Genomic DNA, 16,052 nt, shown 5'->3' with positions numbered 1-16,052 from the left:
CGCGCGTACGCGTACGTAATGGGGGTGACGGTAGCAGTCGGCGGGCGGACCGACCGGGGCGGCCGTGCCCCCGCCCCGGGAGCCGTAGGCTGTTTGCGTGCTCTTGCTCGCCATGGATACCGCCACACCCGCCGTCACCGTCGCCCTCCACGACGGGGACTCCGTCCTCGCCGAGGCCGCCCAGGTCGACGCCCGCCGCCACGGGGAGCTGCTGCTGCCCACCGTCGACCGGGTGCTCCGGGAGGCCGGCCGCACGCTGGACGCCGTGACCGGCATCGTCGTGGGCGTCGGCCCCGGCCCGTACACCGGGCTGCGGGTCGGCCTGGTCACCGCCGCCACCTTCGCCTCGGCGCTCGGCGGCGTACCGGTGCACGGCGTGTGCACGCTCGACGGGCTCGCCTACGCCTCCGGGATCGAGGAGCCGTTCGTCGTGGCGACGGACGCGCGCCGCAAGGAGGTCTACTGGGCGCGCTACGACGACTGCCGTACGCGCGCGACCGGCCCCGCCGTCGACCGCCCCGCCGACATCGCCGACCAGGTCGCCGGCCTCCCGGCCGTCGGCGCCGGAGCCCGCCTGTACGGCGAGGTGTTCCCCGACGCCCGCGACCCCGAGCACCAGTCGGCCGCGGCCCTCGCCGCGCTCGCCGCCGAACGGCTGCGGGACGGCGGGACGTTCGAGGACCCGCTGCCGCTGTACCTGCGGCGCCCCGACGCCCAGGTGCCGAAGAACTACAAGGTGGTCACGCCGAAGTGACCACGGTGACCACGGCCACGCTTCGCGAGATGCGCTGGTGGGACATCGAACCGGTGCTGGCGCTGGAGCGGGAGCTGTTCCCCGACGACGCCTGGTCGGCCGGGATGTTCTGGTCCGAGCTCGCCCACGCGCGCGGCCCGCACTCCACCCGCCGCTACGTCGTGGCCGAGACCGCGCCCGACGGGCGGATCGTCGGGTACGCAGGGCTCGCGGCGGCCGGCGGGCTCGGCGACGTACAGACCATCGCCGTCGCCCGCGACCAGTGGGGGACCGGCCTCGGGGCGCGGCTCCTGACCGAACTGCTGCGGCACGCCACCGCCTTCGAGTGCGACGAGGTGCTCCTCGAAGTGCGCGTGGACAACACCCGCGCCCAGAAGCTGTACGAGCGCTTCGGCTTCGAACCGATCGGCTTCCGCCGCGCTTACTACCAACCGGGCAACGTCGACGCGCTGGTGATGCGCCTGACCGTACAAGGAACTGAGAGTGATGGCTGACGAACCCCTCGTCCTCGGCATCGAGACCTCCTGCGACGAGACCGGCGTCGGCATCGTCCGGGGCACGACCCTGCTCGCGGACGCCGTCGCGTCGAGCGTGGACGCGCACGCGCGGTACGGCGGCGTGGTGCCCGAGATCGCCTCCCGCGCCCACCTGGAGGCGATGGTCCCGACCATCGAGCGCGCCCTGGAGCAGGCCGGGGTCTCCGCCCGCGACCTCGACGGCATCGCGGTCACGGCCGGGCCGGGCCTCGCGGGCGCGCTCCTCGTCGGCGTCTCGGCGGCCAAGGCGTACGCGTACGCGCTCGGCAAGCCGCTGTACGGCGTGAACCACCTCGCCTCGCACATCTGCGTCGACCAGCTGGAGCACGGGCCGCTGCCCGAGCCGACGATGGCGCTGCTCGTCTCCGGCGGCCACTCGTCGCTGCTGCTCGCGCCGGACATCACCTCCGACGTACGGCCCATGGGGGCGACGATCGACGACGCGGCGGGCGAGGCGTTCGACAAGATCGCGCGCGTGCTGGACCTCGGCTTCCCGGGCGGGCCGGTCATCGACCGGCTGGCGAAGGAGGGCGACCCGTCCGCGATCGCGTTCCCGCGCGGCCTGAGCGGGCCGCGCGACCCGGCGTACGACTTCTCCTTCTCGGGCCTGAAGACCGCGGTGGCCCGCTGGATCGAGGCGAAGCGCGCCGTCGGCGAGGAGGTGCCGGTCCGTGATGTGGCGGCGTCCTTCCAGGAGGCGGTCGTCGACGTCCTGACCCGCAAGGCCGTACGCGCGTGCAAGGACGAGGGCGTCGACCACCTGATGATCGGCGGCGGTGTGGCGGCCAACTCGCGGCTGCGCGCGCTGGCCGAGGAGCGGTGCGAGCGGGCCGGCATCCGGCTGCGCGTGCCCCGGCCGGGCCTGTGCACCGACAACGGCGCGATGGTCGCGGCGCTCGGCGCCGAGATGGTCGCCCGCAACCGGCCGGCCTCGGACCTGGAGCTGCCCGCGGACTCCTCCCTGCCGGTGACCGAGCCGCACGTGCCCGGCAACCACGGCCACGGCCACGGCCACGGTCACGACCACGACCACGTCCACGAGATCAGCAAGGACAACCTCTACTCATGACCGTGGTCACCCTGATGTGGGAGGCCCGCGCCGCCGAGGGCCGCGGCCCGGAGCTGCTGGCGTGGGCGCGGGCGGCCGGGCTCCCCGCCGTACCGCAGGCCGTACCGCGGCGCCGCGAGACCTTCACGGCGCCGGGCGACCGGGTGCTCGTGCTGACGTGGTGGGAGGCCGCGTACGACGCGGACCTGCCCGAACTGCCCGAGCCGCCGGCGGACCTGGTCACGCGGCCGGTCCACCGCTGGCGGTTCGAGTCCCACGGGACGGCGGCCTGAGGCAACCCCCGGAGTCGTTCAGCCGTCAAGCAGTACGCGGCTGATCAGACGTTCGAACATGGGGTTGCAGGGTGGGGAAGTACATCGCGGGTGCGGCGGCGCTGGCCGCGGCACTGCTCATATCGGGCTGTACGGCGTCGGGTTCCGGTTCCGGCTCCGGCTCCGGCTCGGCAACGGTCCCGGAGCCGGCGCCGAGCACGACCGCGGCCGCGCCGCCGCGCCAGGCACCGGACGCCTCGGCCGCGTACGCGAAATGGGGCCTGAAGCCCTTCCCGGCGCCGCCGGCCCCGCCGAAGACCAAGCCGGTGAAGACGGGCGTGGGCGGCCCGGTGCCCGTCATCAGCGAGATACCGACCACCGACAAGGTCGTCTTCCTCACCTTCGACGACGGCGCCGAGAAGGACCCCGAGTTCATCGAGATGATGCGGGAGCTGAAGGTCCCCTTCACGATGTTCCTGACGGACGCCGCCATCCGCGACGACTACGCGTACTTCACGCGCCTGCGCGACCTCGGCGGCGGCGCGGGCGTCGCCAACCACACGCTCACCCACCCCAACCTCCGCACCCTCGGCGCCGCCGCCCAGCAGCGCGAGATCTGCGGCCAGCAGGAGAAGCTGAAGCGGACCTACGGCACCGCCCCGCGCCTCTTCCGCCCGCCGTACGGCAACTGGAACGAGGACACCCGCGCGGCCGCCGCGCAGTGCGGTGTCGAGGCGATCGTGCTGTGGCGCGAGTCGATGCAGATCACCAACATGCAGTACCAGCGCGGCGACCGGAAGCTCCACCCCGGCGACATCGTCCTGGCCCACTTCCGCGGCCCGCAGGACCTCAAGGGCACCTCGATGACCGAGATGACGGCGAACATGCTGCGCCGCATCCAGGAGCAGGGCTTCACGGTCGCCCGCCTGGAGGACTACGTCTGACGCCGGGCGCCTTTCCCCCCGCGCGATCACGGTCGCTAGCCTCGGAGCATGTCTCCCCGTCGCCTCCTGCCCCCGCCACCGCCGCCCCCGCACCTGCGCACCTGGCCGGACCGCGCGGCGCTGCTCGCCGACCGGAACCGGGCCATGGGGGAGCTGATCTGGCGCATCATGGGCGGGCGGCGGCTGGTGCTGTTCCTGCTGACGCTGGCGGGCCTGCAGGCGGGCTGGCTGATGGTCGGCGGAGCGCTGATGTCGCTGGAGGACGGCCTGGTGGACCCGCTCACGGCGATGGCGGGCGCCCTCGGCGTCTGCGTGGGCCTCGCCGTCGTGATCCCGGTCGTGTTCGCGGTGGCCTTCGCCGTCCGCCGTGACCGCGCGGCGCGCGAACTCCTCGTCCAGTGGGCGTCCCTCGACAGCGACCCGCCGCGCGACGCCGTCTTCCGGGTGCCGGTGCTCGGCCTGATCTGGTTCCTGCTCTCCTTCGCGCTGTGCGCGTCGGGCCTCTGGCTCTGCTTCGCGGTCCCCGCCTCCGCCCGTCCCGGGTCCACGACGTACGCCGAGGTCGCCGCCCTGATGGGCGTCGGCCTCATCCTGTGGGTGCACGGGCTGATCGCCGTGACCAAGGCGGTGGGTCACTACCGCTGGGCGGTACGCCTGGGGGCGCGCCACCCGCAGGCCGTGCGGTGAAGTCCCTTACGCCGGGCGTCCGATCAGCATCGTGGGCGCCCCCGCCACCCGGGTCAGGAAGACCGTCGCCGCGTTCGGGCCCTTCGGCTTCAGCTTGCGGCGGAGCTCTTCCGGTTCGACCGCGGAGCCGCGCTTCTTGACCGTCAGGTGGCCCACCTCGCGCTCCCGCATGAGGGACTTGAGCTTCTTGACGTTGAAGGGCATCCGGTCGGTGATCTCGTACGCGGTGGCGTACGGCGTCGGGCGCAGCTCGTCCGCCGTGATGTAGGCGATCGTCTCGTCGAGCAGCCCGCCGCCGAGCTCCTCGGCGACCTCGGCGACCAGGTGGGCGCGGATGACCGCGCCGTCGGGCTCGTACAGGAAACGGCCGACCTCGCGGACCGGCGGGTCGGGCAGGCCGCGGCCGCCGAGGGTGTGCGGGCCCGGGAGCAGCGTGGCGGTGACCGCGCCGGGGCGGGTGCCGAACCAGAGGACGGCCTCCTTCACGTCGCCGCCGTCCGAGATCCACTCGGCCTCGGCCTCCGGCGGCACCGTCTCGTGCGGGATGCCGGGGGCGATCTTCAGCGCGGCGTGCGGCGCCCCGAGCGCCGTGCCGACGGCCCAGGACAGCGGCGGCGAGTACGCCTCGGGGTCGAACACGCGGCCCCGGCCACCGCGCCGGGCCGGGTCCACGAAGACCGCGTCGTACCCGGAGGTGTCGACCTCCGTGACGTCCGCGCAGCGCACCTCGATCAGGTCGGCCAGGCCCAGCGCCTCGGCGTTCGCGCGGGCGGCCCCGGCGGTCAGCGGGTCCCGGTCCACGGCCAGGACCCGGATCCCCGCGCGGGCCAGCGCGACGGCGTCGCCGCCGATGCCGCAGCAGAGGTCCGCGACGCCGCGTACGCCCAGCTCCTTGAAGCGCGCCGCGCGGTAGGCGCCGACGGAGGCCCGGGTCGACTGCTCGACGCCGTTGGGCGTGAAGTACATCCGGTACGCGTCCTCCGCGCCGAACTTCGCCACCGCCCGCTGCCGCAGCCGGGCCTGTCCGATCGCCGCCGTGACCAGCTCGGCCGGGTGGTCCCGGCGCAGCCGGGAGGCGACGGCGAGCTCCTGGGACGGGTCGTAGTCGCGCAGGGCGGCCAGCAGGGCCTGGCCCTCGTCGGTGAGGAGCGCGGAGAAGGCGGCGAGATCGGTCACCCGCCCCATTGTGGGCCAGGTGGGCGATGGTGCGCGCGGGGCGGCGGTGTCGCCCGGGCGGCGGGGCGCGGCGCTGACAGGATGCGGCGCCATGCAGCTAGTACGACAAACGGAACAAATGCCGTCGGTCGCGAGGGGGTGGTGGCCCCGGCGCGCCGCCGCCGTGCTCGCCGCTCTCCTCCTCGCCGCACTCGCCGCCTGCGGTGACCCCGACTCCGGACGGGAGGACGTCGCCCCCGCCGGCGGACAGCCCCAGCCGCGCCAGGGCGGCGGGGCCGCGGCCGCCGGACCGGCCGGCGCGCTGGCCGCGTACGTGGAGAGGGTCAAGCGCGCGCAGGCCGCCCGCGCCGTCGCCGCCCGCAAGTGGGGGCTGAAGCTCACGCCGCTGGCCGCGCCCCCGCCGCCCACGGCCGCCGAGAAACCGAAGATCACCTTCCGTAAGGGCTTCGGCGTGGGCGACCCCACCCTGCCGCCCGTCTTCACGACCGTCCCCACCAAGGAGCGGATCGTCTTCCTCACCATCGACGACGGCGCCGAGAAGGACCCCGAGCTGGTGCGGATGATGGACGAACTCGACATCCCCTACAGCGCGTTCCTCAGCGACTACCTCGTCAGGGAGGACTACGGCTACTTCAAGAAGATGCAGCGCACCGGCGTCGCCCTGCACAACCACACCCTCAACCACCGCTACATGCCCGCCCTCTCCTACGCGGAGCAGAAGCGCGAGATCTGCGGCCAGCAGGACGTCATCGAGAAGCGCTACGGCACGCGCCCGCCGCTCTTCCGCCCGCCGTACGGCAACTACAACGGCGACACGCTGCGCGCCGCCCGGTCCTGCGGCGTCAAGGCCGTACCGCTGTGGGCGGCCGAGGCGTTCCCCGACCACATGGAGTGGCGCGAGTGGGACCGGGACCTGCACCCCGGCGACATCATCCTCACGCACTTCCGGGGCCGGGAGGACTGGAAGGGCAGCATGGCGGACATGATCCGGTACGTCATGAACGTCGTGACGGCGAAGGGCTACGCCGTCGCGAAGCTCGAGGACTACGTCTGAGGACCCCGTCGCGGAGGACCCCGCCGAGGGCGGCGAGAAAACGCCGCGCCGTCGTGAATTGGCACTCCGCTTGACCGAGTGCTAATCGCGGTCATAGTCTCGGCTCTGGCACTCCCCACCGGAGAGTGCCAACACAGCGACGGGCAGGTCCGGCACCCGCGACGACGGATCCACCTGGTCGCCACCTCAGACAGTTAACCCCGTGAGATCTCCGAAGGGGGAGGTCGGATCGTGACGACCACCAGCTCCAAGGTTGCCATCAAGCCGCTCGAGGACCGTGTCGTGGTCCAGCCGCTCGACGCCGAGCAGACCACGGCCTCTGGCCTGGTCATCCCGGACACTGCGAAGGAGAAGCCCCAGGAGGGCGTCGTCCTCGCCGTGGGCCCGGGCCGCTTCGAGAACGGCGAGCGCCTGCCGCTCGACGTCAAGACCGGCGACATCGTGCTGTACAGCAAGTACGGCGGCACCGAGGTGAAGTACAACAACGAGGAGTACCTCGTCCTCTCGGCCCGCGACGTGCTCGCGATCGTCGAGAAGTAATTCACCCCGCTTTTCCCGAAGCAGAGATGCTTTGAGCTGCGCCCCTGGCCGCCCCGCTCTCCACAGCGCCGGGCGTCGAGGGGCGCGGTTCGTTCGAGAGGACTGACTCAGCCCCATGGCGAAGATCCTGAAGTTCGACGAGGACGCCCGTCGCGCCCTCGAGCGCGGTGTCAACAAGCTCGCCGACACCGTCAAGGTGACCATCGGCCCCAAGGGCCGCAACGTCGTCATCGACAAGAAGTTCGGCGCTCCCACCATCACCAACGACGGTGTGACGATCGCCCGCGAGGTCGAGCTCGACGACCCGTACGAGAACCTCGGCGCCCAGCTGGTGAAGGAGGTGGCCACCAAGACCAACGACATCGCTGGTGACGGCACCACCACCGCCACCGTGCTGGCCCAGGCGCTGGTCCGCGAGGGCCTGCGCAACGTCGCCGCCGGCGCCTCCCCGGCCGCCCTGAAGAAGGGCATCGACGCCGCGGTCAAGGCCGTCTCCGACGAGCTGCTCGCCACCGCGCGCCCGATCGACGACAAGGCCGACATCGCCGCCGTGGCCGCGCTCTCCGCGCAGGACCAGCAGGTCGGCGAGCTCATCGCCGAGGCGATGGACAAGGTCGGCAAGGACGGTGTCATCACCGTCGAGGAGTCCAACACCTTCGGCCTGGAGCTCGACTTCACCGAGGGCATGGCCTTCGACAAGGGCTACCTGTCCCCGTACATGGTGACCGACCAGGAGCGTATGGAGGCCGTCCTCGACGACCCGTACATCCTGATCCACCAGGGCAAGATCTCCGCGATCGCCGACCTGCTCCCGCTCCTCGAGAAGATCATCCAGGCCGGCTCCTCCAAGCCGCTGCTGATCATCGCCGAGGACGTCGAGGGCGAGGCCCTGTCGACCCTGGTCGTCAACAAGATCCGCGGCACCTTCAACGCGGTCGCGGTCAAGGCCCCCGGCTTCGGCGACCGCCGCAAGGCGATGCTCGGCGACATGGCCGCCCTCACCGGTGCCACCGTCGTCGCCGAGGAGGTCGGCCTCAAGCTCGACCAGGTCGGCCTGGACGTGCTCGGCACCGCCCGTCGCGTGACGGTCACCAAGGACGACACCACCATCGTCGACGGTGGCGGCAAGTCCGAGGACGTCACCGGCCGCGTGGCGCAGATCAAGGGCGAGATCGAGTCCACCGACTCCGACTGGGACCGCGAGAAGCTCCAGGAGCGCCTCGCGAAGCTGGCCGGCGGCGTGTGCGTGATCCGCGTCGGCGCCGCCACCGAGGTGGAGCTGAAGGAGCGCAAGCACCGTCTGGAGGACGCCATCTCCGCGACCCGCGCCGCGGTCGAGGAGGGCATCGTCTCCGGTGGTGGCTCCGCGCTGGTCCACGCCGTCAAGGTGCTCGAGGGCAACCTCGGCAAGACCGGCGACGAGGCCACCGGTGTCGCGGTCGTCCGCCGCGCCGCGGTCGAGCCGCTGCGCTGGATCGCCGAGAACGCGGGCCTCGAGGGCTACGTCATCACCTCGAAGGTGGCGGAGCTCGACAAGGGCCAGGGCTTCAACGCCGCCACCGGCGAGTACGGCGACCTGGTGAAGGCCGGCGTCATCGACCCGGTCAAGGTCACGCGCTCCGCGCTGGAGAACGCCGCGTCGATCGCCTCCCTCCTCCTGACCACCGAGACGCTCGTGGTCGAGAAGAAGGAAGAGGAGCCGGCGGACGCGGGCCACGGCCACAGCCACGGCCACGCCCACTGACGTCACCCGACGCAGTAGTACGCCGTAGTACGCGGTAGTACGCGGTACATCAGAGGCCCGGTGCCCCCGTCGCGGGGGCACCGGGCCTCGGTGCTGCTCCGGGCGGCTACGCCGACCTGGTCAGCTGCGAGGGCCGTACGGGGTCGGCGAACGGCACGCCCGCGGCGTACCGCTCCAGCTCGTCCAGCGCCTGGTCCGCCATCCGGTGCAGCTCGTTGCCGAGTGAACCGGCCACGTGCGGCGTGAGCAGCACGTTCGGCAGCTCGTACAGCGGCGAGTCCGGCGGCGGCAGCTCCGGGTCCGTCACGTCCAGCACGGCGTGCAGACGACCGGAGCGCAGGTGCGCGAGGAGGGCCTCCTCGTCGACGAGCGAGCCGCGCGAGGTGTTGACCAGCGTCGCCCCGTCCGGCATCGCCGCCAGCTGGCGCGGCCCGATCATCCGGTACGTCGACGGCAGCTGCGGCGCGTGGACGGAGACGACCGACGCGCGGGCGCACAACTCGTCCAGGGGCACCGGCTCCACGCCGAGCGCCACCGCCCCGGCGGCGTCCACGTACGGGTCGTACAGCAGGACCCGCAGGTCGAAGGGGCGCAGCAGCTCGATCACGCGGCGGCCGATGCGCGAGGCGCCGACGATGCCGACGGTACGGCGGTAATTGCCGGCGGCGGCGAGCTCCTCGTGCCAGTCGTGCGCGGCGCGCAGCTGCGCGTACCGCCGGGCCGAGGGCAGGACGTGCTTGCCGGCGAGGAGGATCGCGGCGAGCGCGTACTCGGCGACGGGCAGCGCGTTGGCCGCGGCCGCCGAGGTGACGGTGATGCCGCGCGCCCAGCAGGCCCCGGTGACGTGGTGCTTGACCGACCCGGCGGCGTGGACGACGGCGCGCAGGCGCGGGGCCCGGTCGAGGACGGCGGCCGTCAGCGGGGTGGCGCCCCAGCAGGTGAAGAGGACCTCGGCCTCGGCGAGGGCGGCCGCGACACGGGGGGTGGGCTCGGTCAGGTCGTGGGCGACCAGGTGCGGGTCGGTGCGCGACAGGGCGGCGAGGCGGGCCCGGTGCGCGTCGGTGAACAGGCGGTCCGCGATGCCGGGGCCCATCGCCAGGAGGACCGTCGGCCGGTTGTCGGTGGCGTGGTGCATGGTGGAAACCGAGCTCCTCACTTGACGCTGCCGGCGCTCAGGCCGGCTTTCCAGTGGCGTTGGAGGGAGACGAACGCAACGACCAGGGGGACGACGGCGAGCAGGGAGCCGGTGACGACGAGGGGGTAGAAGTCCGGTTCGGCGTGGGCGTTGCTGTTCCATGCGTACAGGCCGAGGCTCAGCGGGAAGAGCTTCTGGTCCGAGAGCATCACCAGGGGGAGGAAGAAGTTGTTCCAGATGGCGGTGAACTGGAAGAGGAAGACGGTCACGAAGCCCGGCATCACCATGCGCAGCCCGATGGACCAGAAGGTGCGCAGCTCGCCGGCCCCGTCGATACGGGCGGCCTCCAGCGCCTCGCCGGGGATGTAGCCGGCGCTGAAGACGCGGGAGAGGTAGACGCCGAAGGGGTTGACCAGGACCGGGATCAGCACGGCCCAGTAGGTGTTGACGATGCCGGTGCTGCTGGCGAGCAGGTACATGGGCAGGGCGAGCGCGGTGGTGGGGACGAGCACGCCCAGCAGGACGGTGCCGAAGAGCTTCTCCTTGCCCCGGAAGTCGTACGTGTCGAAGGCGTAGCCGGCGGCGACGCAGATCAGCGAGCAGACGAGGGCGCCGCCGCCCGCGTACAGCAGGCTGTTGAGGTACCAGCGGACGTACACGCCGTCGCCGTACTCGGCGAGCCGGGTCAGGTTGCCGGACAGGTCGAAGCCCTCGAAGGAGAGGGCGTCCCCGCCGAGCAGCCCGCCCGCGTCCTTGGTGGCGGCCGTGACCAGCCAGACGAGGGGGAAGAGCATGTAGGCGGTGGACAGCAGCAGGACGCCGTTGACTGCGGTGCGGGACAGCCAGCGGCTGGGCGGCCCGGGGCGGGCGGTCGCGCTCATGCGTGCTTCTCCTGGCGGCGGCCGGTGAGGCGGGTGACGGCGAAGGACAGCAGCGCGGCGGTGAGCGCGAGGAGTACGGAGGCGGCGGCGGCGAGCCCGTAGTCGTTGCGGTCGAAGGCCGCGGAGTACGCGTACATGTTGGGCGTCCAGGAGGAGGTGACGGCGGAGCCCGTGCCCTTGTTGAGGATCAGCGGCTCGGTGAACAGCTGGAGCGAGCCGATGAGGGTGAAGAGCGCGACCATCGTCAGCGACGCGCGGATCAGCGGGAGTTTGATGCCGAACGCGATGCGCCAGGCGCCGGCGCCGTCGACCGTCGCCGCTTCGAGGACGGAGCGGTCGATGGCCTGGAGGGCCGCGTAGAAGATCACCATGTTGTAGCCGAGCCATTCCCACAGCGCGATGTTGACGATGGAGGGGAGGGCGCCTTCGGGGGAGAAGAAGTCGAAGCCGATCCCGCCGGACTCCATGGCCTTCACGACCGGGCTGAGCTGGGGCGTGTAGAGGTAGACCCAGATCAGCGCGGCGATGATGCCGGGCACGGCGTGCGGCAGGAAGAGCGCGAGCTGGAAGAAGCGGCGGGCGCGGGCGAGCGCCGAGTCGAGCAGCAGGGCGAGGGTGAGGGCCCCGGCGAGCAGCAGCGGGATGTAGAACAGGCAGTATCCGAGCAGGACGCCGAAGCCCTCGAGGAAGGCCCGGTCCGCGAGCGCGGCCGCGTAGTTGTCGAGTCCGGTGAAGACGGTCTCGGTGCCGCCGAAGCCCAGCCCCGACTGCTTCTCGCTGAACAGGCTGAGCCAGACCGCGTATCCGACCGGCACCACCATCACGGCGGTGAACAGCGCGAAGAAGGGGGCCAGGAGGACGGCTGCGGCACGGTTGCGCGCACCGGCACCGGCACCGGCACCCGTACGGGATCCGGCAGCGGTACGGGCGCCGGCATGGACACCGGCACCGGCAGCGGTACGGGCTCCGGCTCCGGCAGGGACGCGGGCGACTCCGGTTCCGGCGGCGCGCGCGGCACGGGCCTTCATCGGTTCAGCCCTCGACCTTCAGGCCGCGCTTGGTCAGCTCGGCGACGGTCGCGTCGTGCCCGGCCTTCACGGCCTCGGCGAGGGTGACGCCGCCGCTCGCGACCTTGCCGAACCGGTCCTTGATGGCGGTGTTGGTGGTGCCGGTGGCCGGGCCCCAGGCCCAGTGCGGGTTGATGGAGGCTCCCGCCTGCTCGAACAGCCGGTAGATGTCCTGGCCGCCGTAGAAACCGGCGTCGAAGGAGCGCTTGGCGACCGGGCGCAGGGCGGTGGCGGCCGGGAAGGCGCTGGAGGTGCCGGAGGAGATCCGGGCCGTGACGCCCTCCTCGGTGGTGGCCATCCACTTCGCGAACTCGACCGCCGCCTCGGTCTTCTCGCTGTCCTTGGTCACGGCGAAGGTCGAGCCGCCGAGCATGCCGCTGGCGGGCTTGCCGTCCCAGCTGGGCATCGGGGCGACGGCCCACTTGCCGCTCTGTTCGGGCAGCGTGCCCTTGAGGACGCCCGCGCCCCAGGAGGCGCCGAGGTAGCCGAGGGTGGTGCCGTTCTTCAGGGAGCCGGTCCACTCGGGGGTGAACGAGGCGTCGTTGTGGACGAGGTCGGCGTCGAGGAGCCCCTGCCAGTAGGCGGTGACCTTGTTGGTGGCCGCGTCGCCGGTTTCGATCTTCCAGGTGTCGCCCTCGGCCTTGAACCACTGGGCCCCGGCCTGCCAGGCCATCGCCTCGAAGGTGGTCGGGTCGTCGGGGAAGAAGGTGGCGATCCTGGCCTTGGCGTCGGCCTTCTTGACCTTCTCGGCCGCCGCCTTGAACTCGTCCCACGTGCGGGGGACGGCGACGCCGTACTTCGCGAAGAGGTCCTTGCGGTAGTAGAAGGCCTGCGGCGCGGCGTCGAAGGGCACGGCCCAGGTCTTGCCGCCGAGGGTCGTGAGCTGGACGGCCTGCGGCAGCAGCTTCTTCTTCTCCTCCTCGGAGAAGTGGGCGCCGATGTCCTGGAGCGAACCCTGGCTGACGAACTCGGGGAGCGAGGGGTACTCGATGGAGACCAGGTCGGGGGCGTTGCCCGCCTTCACCGCGTTGGAGATCTTGGCGTAGCCGCCCGCGTTGCCGGCGGGGATCTCCTCGAACCTCACCTTGATGTCCGTGTGCGAGGCGTTGAACGCGTCGACGACCTCCTTCGACCCCTTGGCCCAGCCCCAGAAGGTGAGGGTCACGGGCTTGCCGTCGGCCCCCGGGGCTGACGCGTCGTCACCGCCACCGTCACCGCCGCCGCACGCCGTGAGGACGGCGAACGCGGTGGCGGTGGCGGTGAGGGCTATGGCGGCGGACGTTCTCCGGCTGCGGCGCATGGCGGGCTCCAGCTTCGTACGAAGGGGCGACAGGAACGGACCTCGTGGCCGAGATACTTGGGCCCCTCATGAGCGAAGTCAAGAGCGAAAGATTGTTTGATCGAAAAAAGATCAGATCGGTTTCGGATCCGCGGCACCCGAGGAGGCGCCGCACGAGGCCCGTACGCGCAGCCTCGGCAGCAGCGTCACATGCCGCCGCGGCTCCTCCCGGTCGGCGGTCCCGGCTCCGGCTCCCGCCGCTGCCCCGGCTCCGGCCCCGGGTCCCGCCTCCGCGAGCCGCTCCAGCAGCAGCTCGGTGGCGAGCCGCCCCACGTGCCGCTTCGGCGGCGCCACGGCCGTCAGCGGCGTATCGGCGAGCGCCGCCACCTCGTCGTCGTACGCGATCAGCGCCAGGTCCTGCGGCACCCGTACGCCCAGCTCGGCGAGGCGCTGCACCATCTGGATGGCGTCCACGTCGTTGTGCACCAGCGCCGCCGTGGCCGCGCCCGACGCCACCGCCGCCGACAGCGCCCGCACCGCCTCCTCGAACCCCTCCGGGTCCAGCTCCGCCGGTACGGAGTCGATCACCGGGCCGGGCCCGGTCAGGCCCAGCGCGCCCAGCGCCTCCGCGTACCCGGCGCGCACCGCGAGCGCGGTCGGGCTGTCCGCCCGGGCCACCAGCAGCGGCGCCCCGTGGCCGAGCCCGACCAGGTGGCGCACGGCGAGGACCACCCCGTGCCGGTGGTCCGACGACACTCGGTCCAGGGCGTCCAGCGGCGAGCCCGGCGTGGCCCGCCGCTCCAGCAGCACCGCCGGGACGGGCAGCTCGGCGATCCAGTCGCTGTGCGCGGCCTGGTCGCCCGGCGCCCGCCAGCCCGGCGCGACCAGCAGCCCCTCGGCGCCGGCCGCCAGCAGGCCCTCGGTGCGCGCCCGGTCGTCCTCCGGCCGGTAGTCCGAGATGCGCAGGATCAGCCGCGCCCCGGCCCCGGCGGCCGCCTCGCGCGCCCCGCGGATGATCTCCGCGAAGTAGTACGTCGCGGACGGCGCGAGCAGCCCCAGCACCGGGCCGCCGTCCTGCCCCGGCCCCTCGGCGCCGGAGGGCCGCTCGGGCCAGGAGACCTGACCGTGCACCCGGTCCAGCAGCCCCCGGGCCGCCAGCGCCTCCACGTCCCGGCGCGCCGTGACGGGGGAGACGCCCAGCTGCGCGGCCAGCTCCGACACCCGGGCCGTGCCCCGCTCCCGGACCAGGGCCAGCAGCCGGTCATGACGTTCGACAGCACTCTCGCGCACGCGGAAGTCCCCCTTGAGGTGTGGTGGCTCTTCAGACCCTAGTCCAGCTGATCGAAACCCGAGAAGTTCCGATCATTCGATCGGAACCGGCGGCATCCGGCGACAGCCGACGACGTCCGTCGGCATCCGACGACATCCGTCGAGATCCGATCGCTCGGCCACGTCGCGGCTACCGCGGCCCGTACTTGCGGCCCGCCCGCGAGCTGAAGCCACCGAGCAGTCCGCGCGGCGCCAGCTTCACCACGCCCATCAGCGCCTTGTACCGCGGATCGGGGATCGACACCGTCTTGCCGCGCGCCAGGTCGGCCAGCGCCTCCCGGACCAGCTTGTCGGCGTCCAGCCACATCCAGCCGGGGATGTTGTCCGTCCCCATCCCGGCCCGCTCGTGGAACTCCGTCCGTACGAACCCCGGGCACAGCGCCATCAGCCGCACCCCGCTGCCCGCCAGATCGCGCGCCGCCCCCTGGGTGAACTGCACGACCCACGCCTTCGACGCCCCGTACGTGCCCCGCGGCACGAACGCGGCCACCGACGCGACGTTCACCACGCCGCCCCGGCCGCGCTCGCGCATCGACCGGGTCGCCGCCGCCGTGAGGCGGAGCACCGCCTCGCAGTGGACCGTGAGCATCTTCAGCTCGTCGGCCATGGACACTTCGAGGAACCGGCCCTTGTTGCCGAACCCGGCGTTGTTGACCAGCAGGTCCACCGGCCGCTTCGGGTCGGAGAGCCGCGCCTCCACGGCCGCGATGCCCTCCTCCCGCGACAGGTCCGCGGCCAGGACCTCCGCCTCGACACCGTGGCGGTCGTGCAGCTCGGTCGCCTGCTCCCGAAGCCGCTTCACATCGCGCGCCACCAGCACCACGTCGCGGCCCTCCGCCGCCAGCCGCCGCGCGAAGGCGGCCCCGATTCCCGCCGTCGCGCCCGTAATCAGTGCAGTCGTCATACGGGCACGTTAGTGCCCGTCGGTGAAGCGTTCGTACGCGCGTACTTGAGTGCCGTCTCGCGGAGCTCCGGGCCGAGCGCGTCCCCCGCCGCCAGCACCCCCGGCAGCAACTCGCGCCGCACGGTGAGGGCCTGGAAGGCGAGCGCCACGGTGACGTCGTGGTCCGGCCGGTGCACCACCTCCACCGGGTCGCCGGCCCGGATCTCGCCCGGCTCGACGACCCGGAGGTACGCGCCCGGCGCCCCCTGCTCCGTGAACCGCTTGACCCAGCCCTTCTCCTCCAGCCAGCTCGCGAACGTACGGCACGGGATCCGCGCCGACGCCACCTCCAGGACGAGCTCGGAACCGATCCGCCAGCGCTCCCCGATCCGCGCGCCGTTCACGTCGAGGCCCGACGTGGTCAGGTTCTCGCCGAACGCGCCGTTGGCCAGGGGCCGGCCCAGCACGGCCTCCCAGTGGTCGAGGTCCTCGCGCGCGTACGCGTACACCGCCTGGTGCGTACCGCCGTGGTGGCGCACGTCGCACACCGCATCCCCGGCCACGCCGCTCGCGCCCCCGCCCTCGGGCCCGGGTTCCGCCACCCGCACCGCCCCCTCGACGGGCCGCTTGTCGATCCCAGTGGTGCCGCTCGGCGCGTCGGTGTACGCGACGGCCTGCGGCCGCCCGACGTTCACGGTCAGAATCCTCATGGCGCGGCAGGCT

17 protein-coding genes are annotated in these 16,052 nt (G+C 72.6%); 9 read left to right on the top strand and 8 right to left on the bottom strand.

Translation table 11 applies throughout. The annotated features are described in order from the left end of the window. The first annotated feature begins 97 nt into the window (after positions 1-97). The 6 genes from tsaB to AC07FJ_RS27700 all read left to right on the top strand — a co-directional run bounded on the left by tsaB (position 98) and on the right by AC07FJ_RS27700 (position 4,241). Positions 98-754 carry a tRNA (adenosine(37)-N6)-threonylcarbamoyltransferase complex dimerization subunit type 1 TsaB gene (gene tsaB, locus AC07FJ_RS27725; RefSeq protein WP_479052029.1) on the top strand — a complete coding sequence of 219 codons (657 nt, stop codon included), beginning with the start codon at positions 98-100 and terminating at the stop codon, positions 752-754. Between the two features lie 29 nt (positions 755-783). Next, positions 784-1,248: a ribosomal protein S18-alanine N-acetyltransferase gene (gene rimI, locus AC07FJ_RS27720; protein ID WP_479052136.1), complete on the top strand. Its 465-nt coding sequence runs from the start codon at positions 784-786 to the stop codon at positions 1,246-1,248. Then, positions 1,238-2,359, top strand: coding sequence for a tRNA (adenosine(37)-N6)-threonylcarbamoyltransferase complex transferase subunit TsaD (gene tsaD / locus AC07FJ_RS27715; protein WP_479052028.1), 1,122 nt, complete (start codon positions 1,238-1,240; stop codon positions 2,357-2,359). Before rimI ends, tsaD begins: the two co-directional genes overlap by 11 nt. Further along, positions 2,356-2,631: a hypothetical protein gene (locus tag AC07FJ_RS27710; RefSeq protein WP_479052027.1), complete on the top strand. Its 276-nt coding sequence runs from the start codon at positions 2,356-2,358 to the stop codon at positions 2,629-2,631. The genes tsaD and AC07FJ_RS27710 overlap by 4 nt, the downstream gene beginning before the upstream one ends. A gap of 71 nt (positions 2,632-2,702) precedes the next feature. Continuing rightward, positions 2,703-3,554, top strand: a complete 852-nt coding sequence (locus AC07FJ_RS27705) for a polysaccharide deacetylase family protein (RefSeq protein WP_479052026.1) — start codon at positions 2,703-2,705, stop codon at positions 3,552-3,554. 48 nt (positions 3,555-3,602) lie between these two features. After that, a complete protein-coding gene (locus AC07FJ_RS27700) occupies positions 3,603-4,241 on the top strand; it encodes a hypothetical protein (protein WP_479052025.1) in 639 nt (212 codons plus the stop codon). Positions 4,242-4,247: 6 nt separating this feature from the next. Here AC07FJ_RS27700 and AC07FJ_RS27695 read toward each other — a convergent pair whose 3' ends face one another. Beyond that, positions 4,248-5,426 (bottom strand): THUMP-like domain-containing protein, encoded by a 1,179-nt coding sequence (locus AC07FJ_RS27695; RefSeq protein WP_479052135.1) that lies wholly within the window; start codon positions 5,424-5,426, stop codon positions 4,248-4,250. Positions 5,427-5,508: 82 nt separating this feature from the next. Here AC07FJ_RS27695 and AC07FJ_RS27690 point away from each other — a divergent pair, with 82 nt between their 5' ends. From AC07FJ_RS27690 to groL, 3 genes are all read left to right on the top strand, one after another. After that, entirely contained in the window at positions 5,509-6,471 is a 963-nt protein-coding gene (locus tag AC07FJ_RS27690; RefSeq protein WP_479052024.1) for a polysaccharide deacetylase family protein, read from the top strand. Positions 6,472-6,702: 231 nt separating this feature from the next. Continuing rightward, on the top strand, positions 6,703-7,011 hold the full coding sequence (gene groES / locus AC07FJ_RS27685) for a co-chaperone GroES (RefSeq protein ID WP_355354073.1): 309 nt from the start codon (positions 6,703-6,705) through the stop codon (positions 7,009-7,011). 115 nt (positions 7,012-7,126) lie between these two features. After that, positions 7,127-8,755, top strand: a complete 1,629-nt coding sequence (gene groL / locus AC07FJ_RS27680) for a chaperonin GroEL (protein ID WP_361421261.1) — start codon at positions 7,127-7,129, stop codon at positions 8,753-8,755. Positions 8,756-8,861: 106 nt separating this feature from the next. Here groL and AC07FJ_RS27675 read toward each other — a convergent pair whose 3' ends face one another. From AC07FJ_RS27675 to AC07FJ_RS27645, 7 genes are all read right to left on the bottom strand, one after another. Further along, on the bottom strand, positions 8,862-9,890 hold the full coding sequence (locus tag AC07FJ_RS27675) for a hydroxyacid dehydrogenase (RefSeq protein ID WP_479052023.1): 1,029 nt from the start codon (positions 9,888-9,890) through the stop codon (positions 8,862-8,864). Between the two features lie 17 nt (positions 9,891-9,907). Further along, positions 9,908-10,771, bottom strand: a complete 864-nt coding sequence (locus AC07FJ_RS27670; RefSeq protein WP_479052022.1) for a carbohydrate ABC transporter permease — start codon at positions 10,769-10,771, stop codon at positions 9,908-9,910. Further along, a complete protein-coding gene (locus AC07FJ_RS27665) occupies positions 10,768-11,799 on the bottom strand; it encodes a carbohydrate ABC transporter permease (protein ID WP_479052021.1) in 1,032 nt (343 codons plus the stop codon). Before AC07FJ_RS27665 ends, AC07FJ_RS27670 begins: the two co-directional genes overlap by 4 nt. Positions 11,800-11,803: 4 nt before the next feature. Further along, the gene (locus AC07FJ_RS27660) at positions 11,804-13,138 is read right to left on the bottom strand and encodes an ABC transporter substrate-binding protein (RefSeq protein WP_479052020.1); all 1,335 of its coding nucleotides are present in this window, start codon (positions 13,136-13,138) and stop codon (positions 11,804-11,806) included. A 111-nt stretch (positions 13,139-13,249) separates the two neighbouring features. Further along, positions 13,250-14,407, bottom strand: a complete 1,158-nt coding sequence (locus AC07FJ_RS27655) for a LacI family DNA-binding transcriptional regulator (protein WP_479052019.1) — start codon at positions 14,405-14,407, stop codon at positions 13,250-13,252. 169 nt (positions 14,408-14,576) lie between these two features. Next, positions 14,577-15,350, bottom strand: coding sequence for an SDR family NAD(P)-dependent oxidoreductase (locus AC07FJ_RS27650; protein ID WP_361421243.1), 774 nt, complete (start codon positions 15,348-15,350; stop codon positions 14,577-14,579). Then, positions 15,347-16,039 (bottom strand): MOSC domain-containing protein, encoded by a 693-nt coding sequence (locus AC07FJ_RS27645; RefSeq protein WP_479052018.1) that lies wholly within the window; start codon positions 16,037-16,039, stop codon positions 15,347-15,349. The genes AC07FJ_RS27650 and AC07FJ_RS27645 overlap by 4 nt, the downstream gene beginning before the upstream one ends. Positions 16,040-16,052 lie beyond the last annotated feature (13 nt).

It is taken from the genome of Streptomyces sp. NPDC045998 (genome assembly GCF_056430285.1).
The sequence above is the reverse complement of the archived record's forward strand: the minus strand, read 5'-3'. Positions and strand labels throughout refer to the sequence as shown.

What these genes read in the sequence shown, in the direction of transcription:
- rimI (WP_479052136.1), top strand. Translation starts at nt 784, where the DNA reads ATGCGCTGGTGGGACATCGAACCGGTGCTGGCGCTGGAGCGGGAGCTG.
- AC07FJ_RS27710 (WP_479052027.1), top strand. Translation starts at nt 2,356, where the DNA reads ATGACCGTGGTCACCCTGATGTGGGAGGCCCGCGCCGCCGAGGGCCGC.
- AC07FJ_RS27700 (WP_479052025.1), top strand. Translation starts at nt 3,603, where the DNA reads ATGTCTCCCCGTCGCCTCCTGCCCCCGCCACCGCCGCCCCCGCACCTG.
- AC07FJ_RS27695 (WP_479052135.1), bottom strand. Translation starts at nt 5,426, where the DNA reads ATGGGGCGGGTGACCGATCTCGCCGCCTTCTCCGCGCTCCTCACCGAC.
- AC07FJ_RS27690 (WP_479052024.1), top strand. Translation starts at nt 5,509, where the DNA reads ATGCAGCTAGTACGACAAACGGAACAAATGCCGTCGGTCGCGAGGGGG.
- groL (WP_361421261.1), top strand. Translation starts at nt 7,127, where the DNA reads ATGGCGAAGATCCTGAAGTTCGACGAGGACGCCCGTCGCGCCCTCGAG.
- AC07FJ_RS27675 (WP_479052023.1), bottom strand. Translation starts at nt 9,890, where the DNA reads ATGCACCACGCCACCGACAACCGGCCGACGGTCCTCCTGGCGATGGGC.
- AC07FJ_RS27670 (WP_479052022.1), bottom strand. Translation starts at nt 10,771, where the DNA reads ATGAGCGCGACCGCCCGCCCCGGGCCGCCCAGCCGCTGGCTGTCCCGC.
- AC07FJ_RS27665 (WP_479052021.1), bottom strand. Translation starts at nt 11,799, where the DNA reads ATGAAGGCCCGTGCCGCGCGCGCCGCCGGAACCGGAGTCGCCCGCGTC.
- AC07FJ_RS27660 (WP_479052020.1), bottom strand. Translation starts at nt 13,138, where the DNA reads ATGCGCCGCAGCCGGAGAACGTCCGCCGCCATAGCCCTCACCGCCACC.
- AC07FJ_RS27650 (WP_361421243.1), bottom strand. Translation starts at nt 15,350, where the DNA reads ATGACGACTGCACTGATTACGGGCGCGACGGCGGGAATCGGGGCCGCC.
- AC07FJ_RS27645 (WP_479052018.1), bottom strand. Translation starts at nt 16,039, where the DNA reads ATGAGGATTCTGACCGTGAACGTCGGGCGGCCGCAGGCCGTCGCGTAC.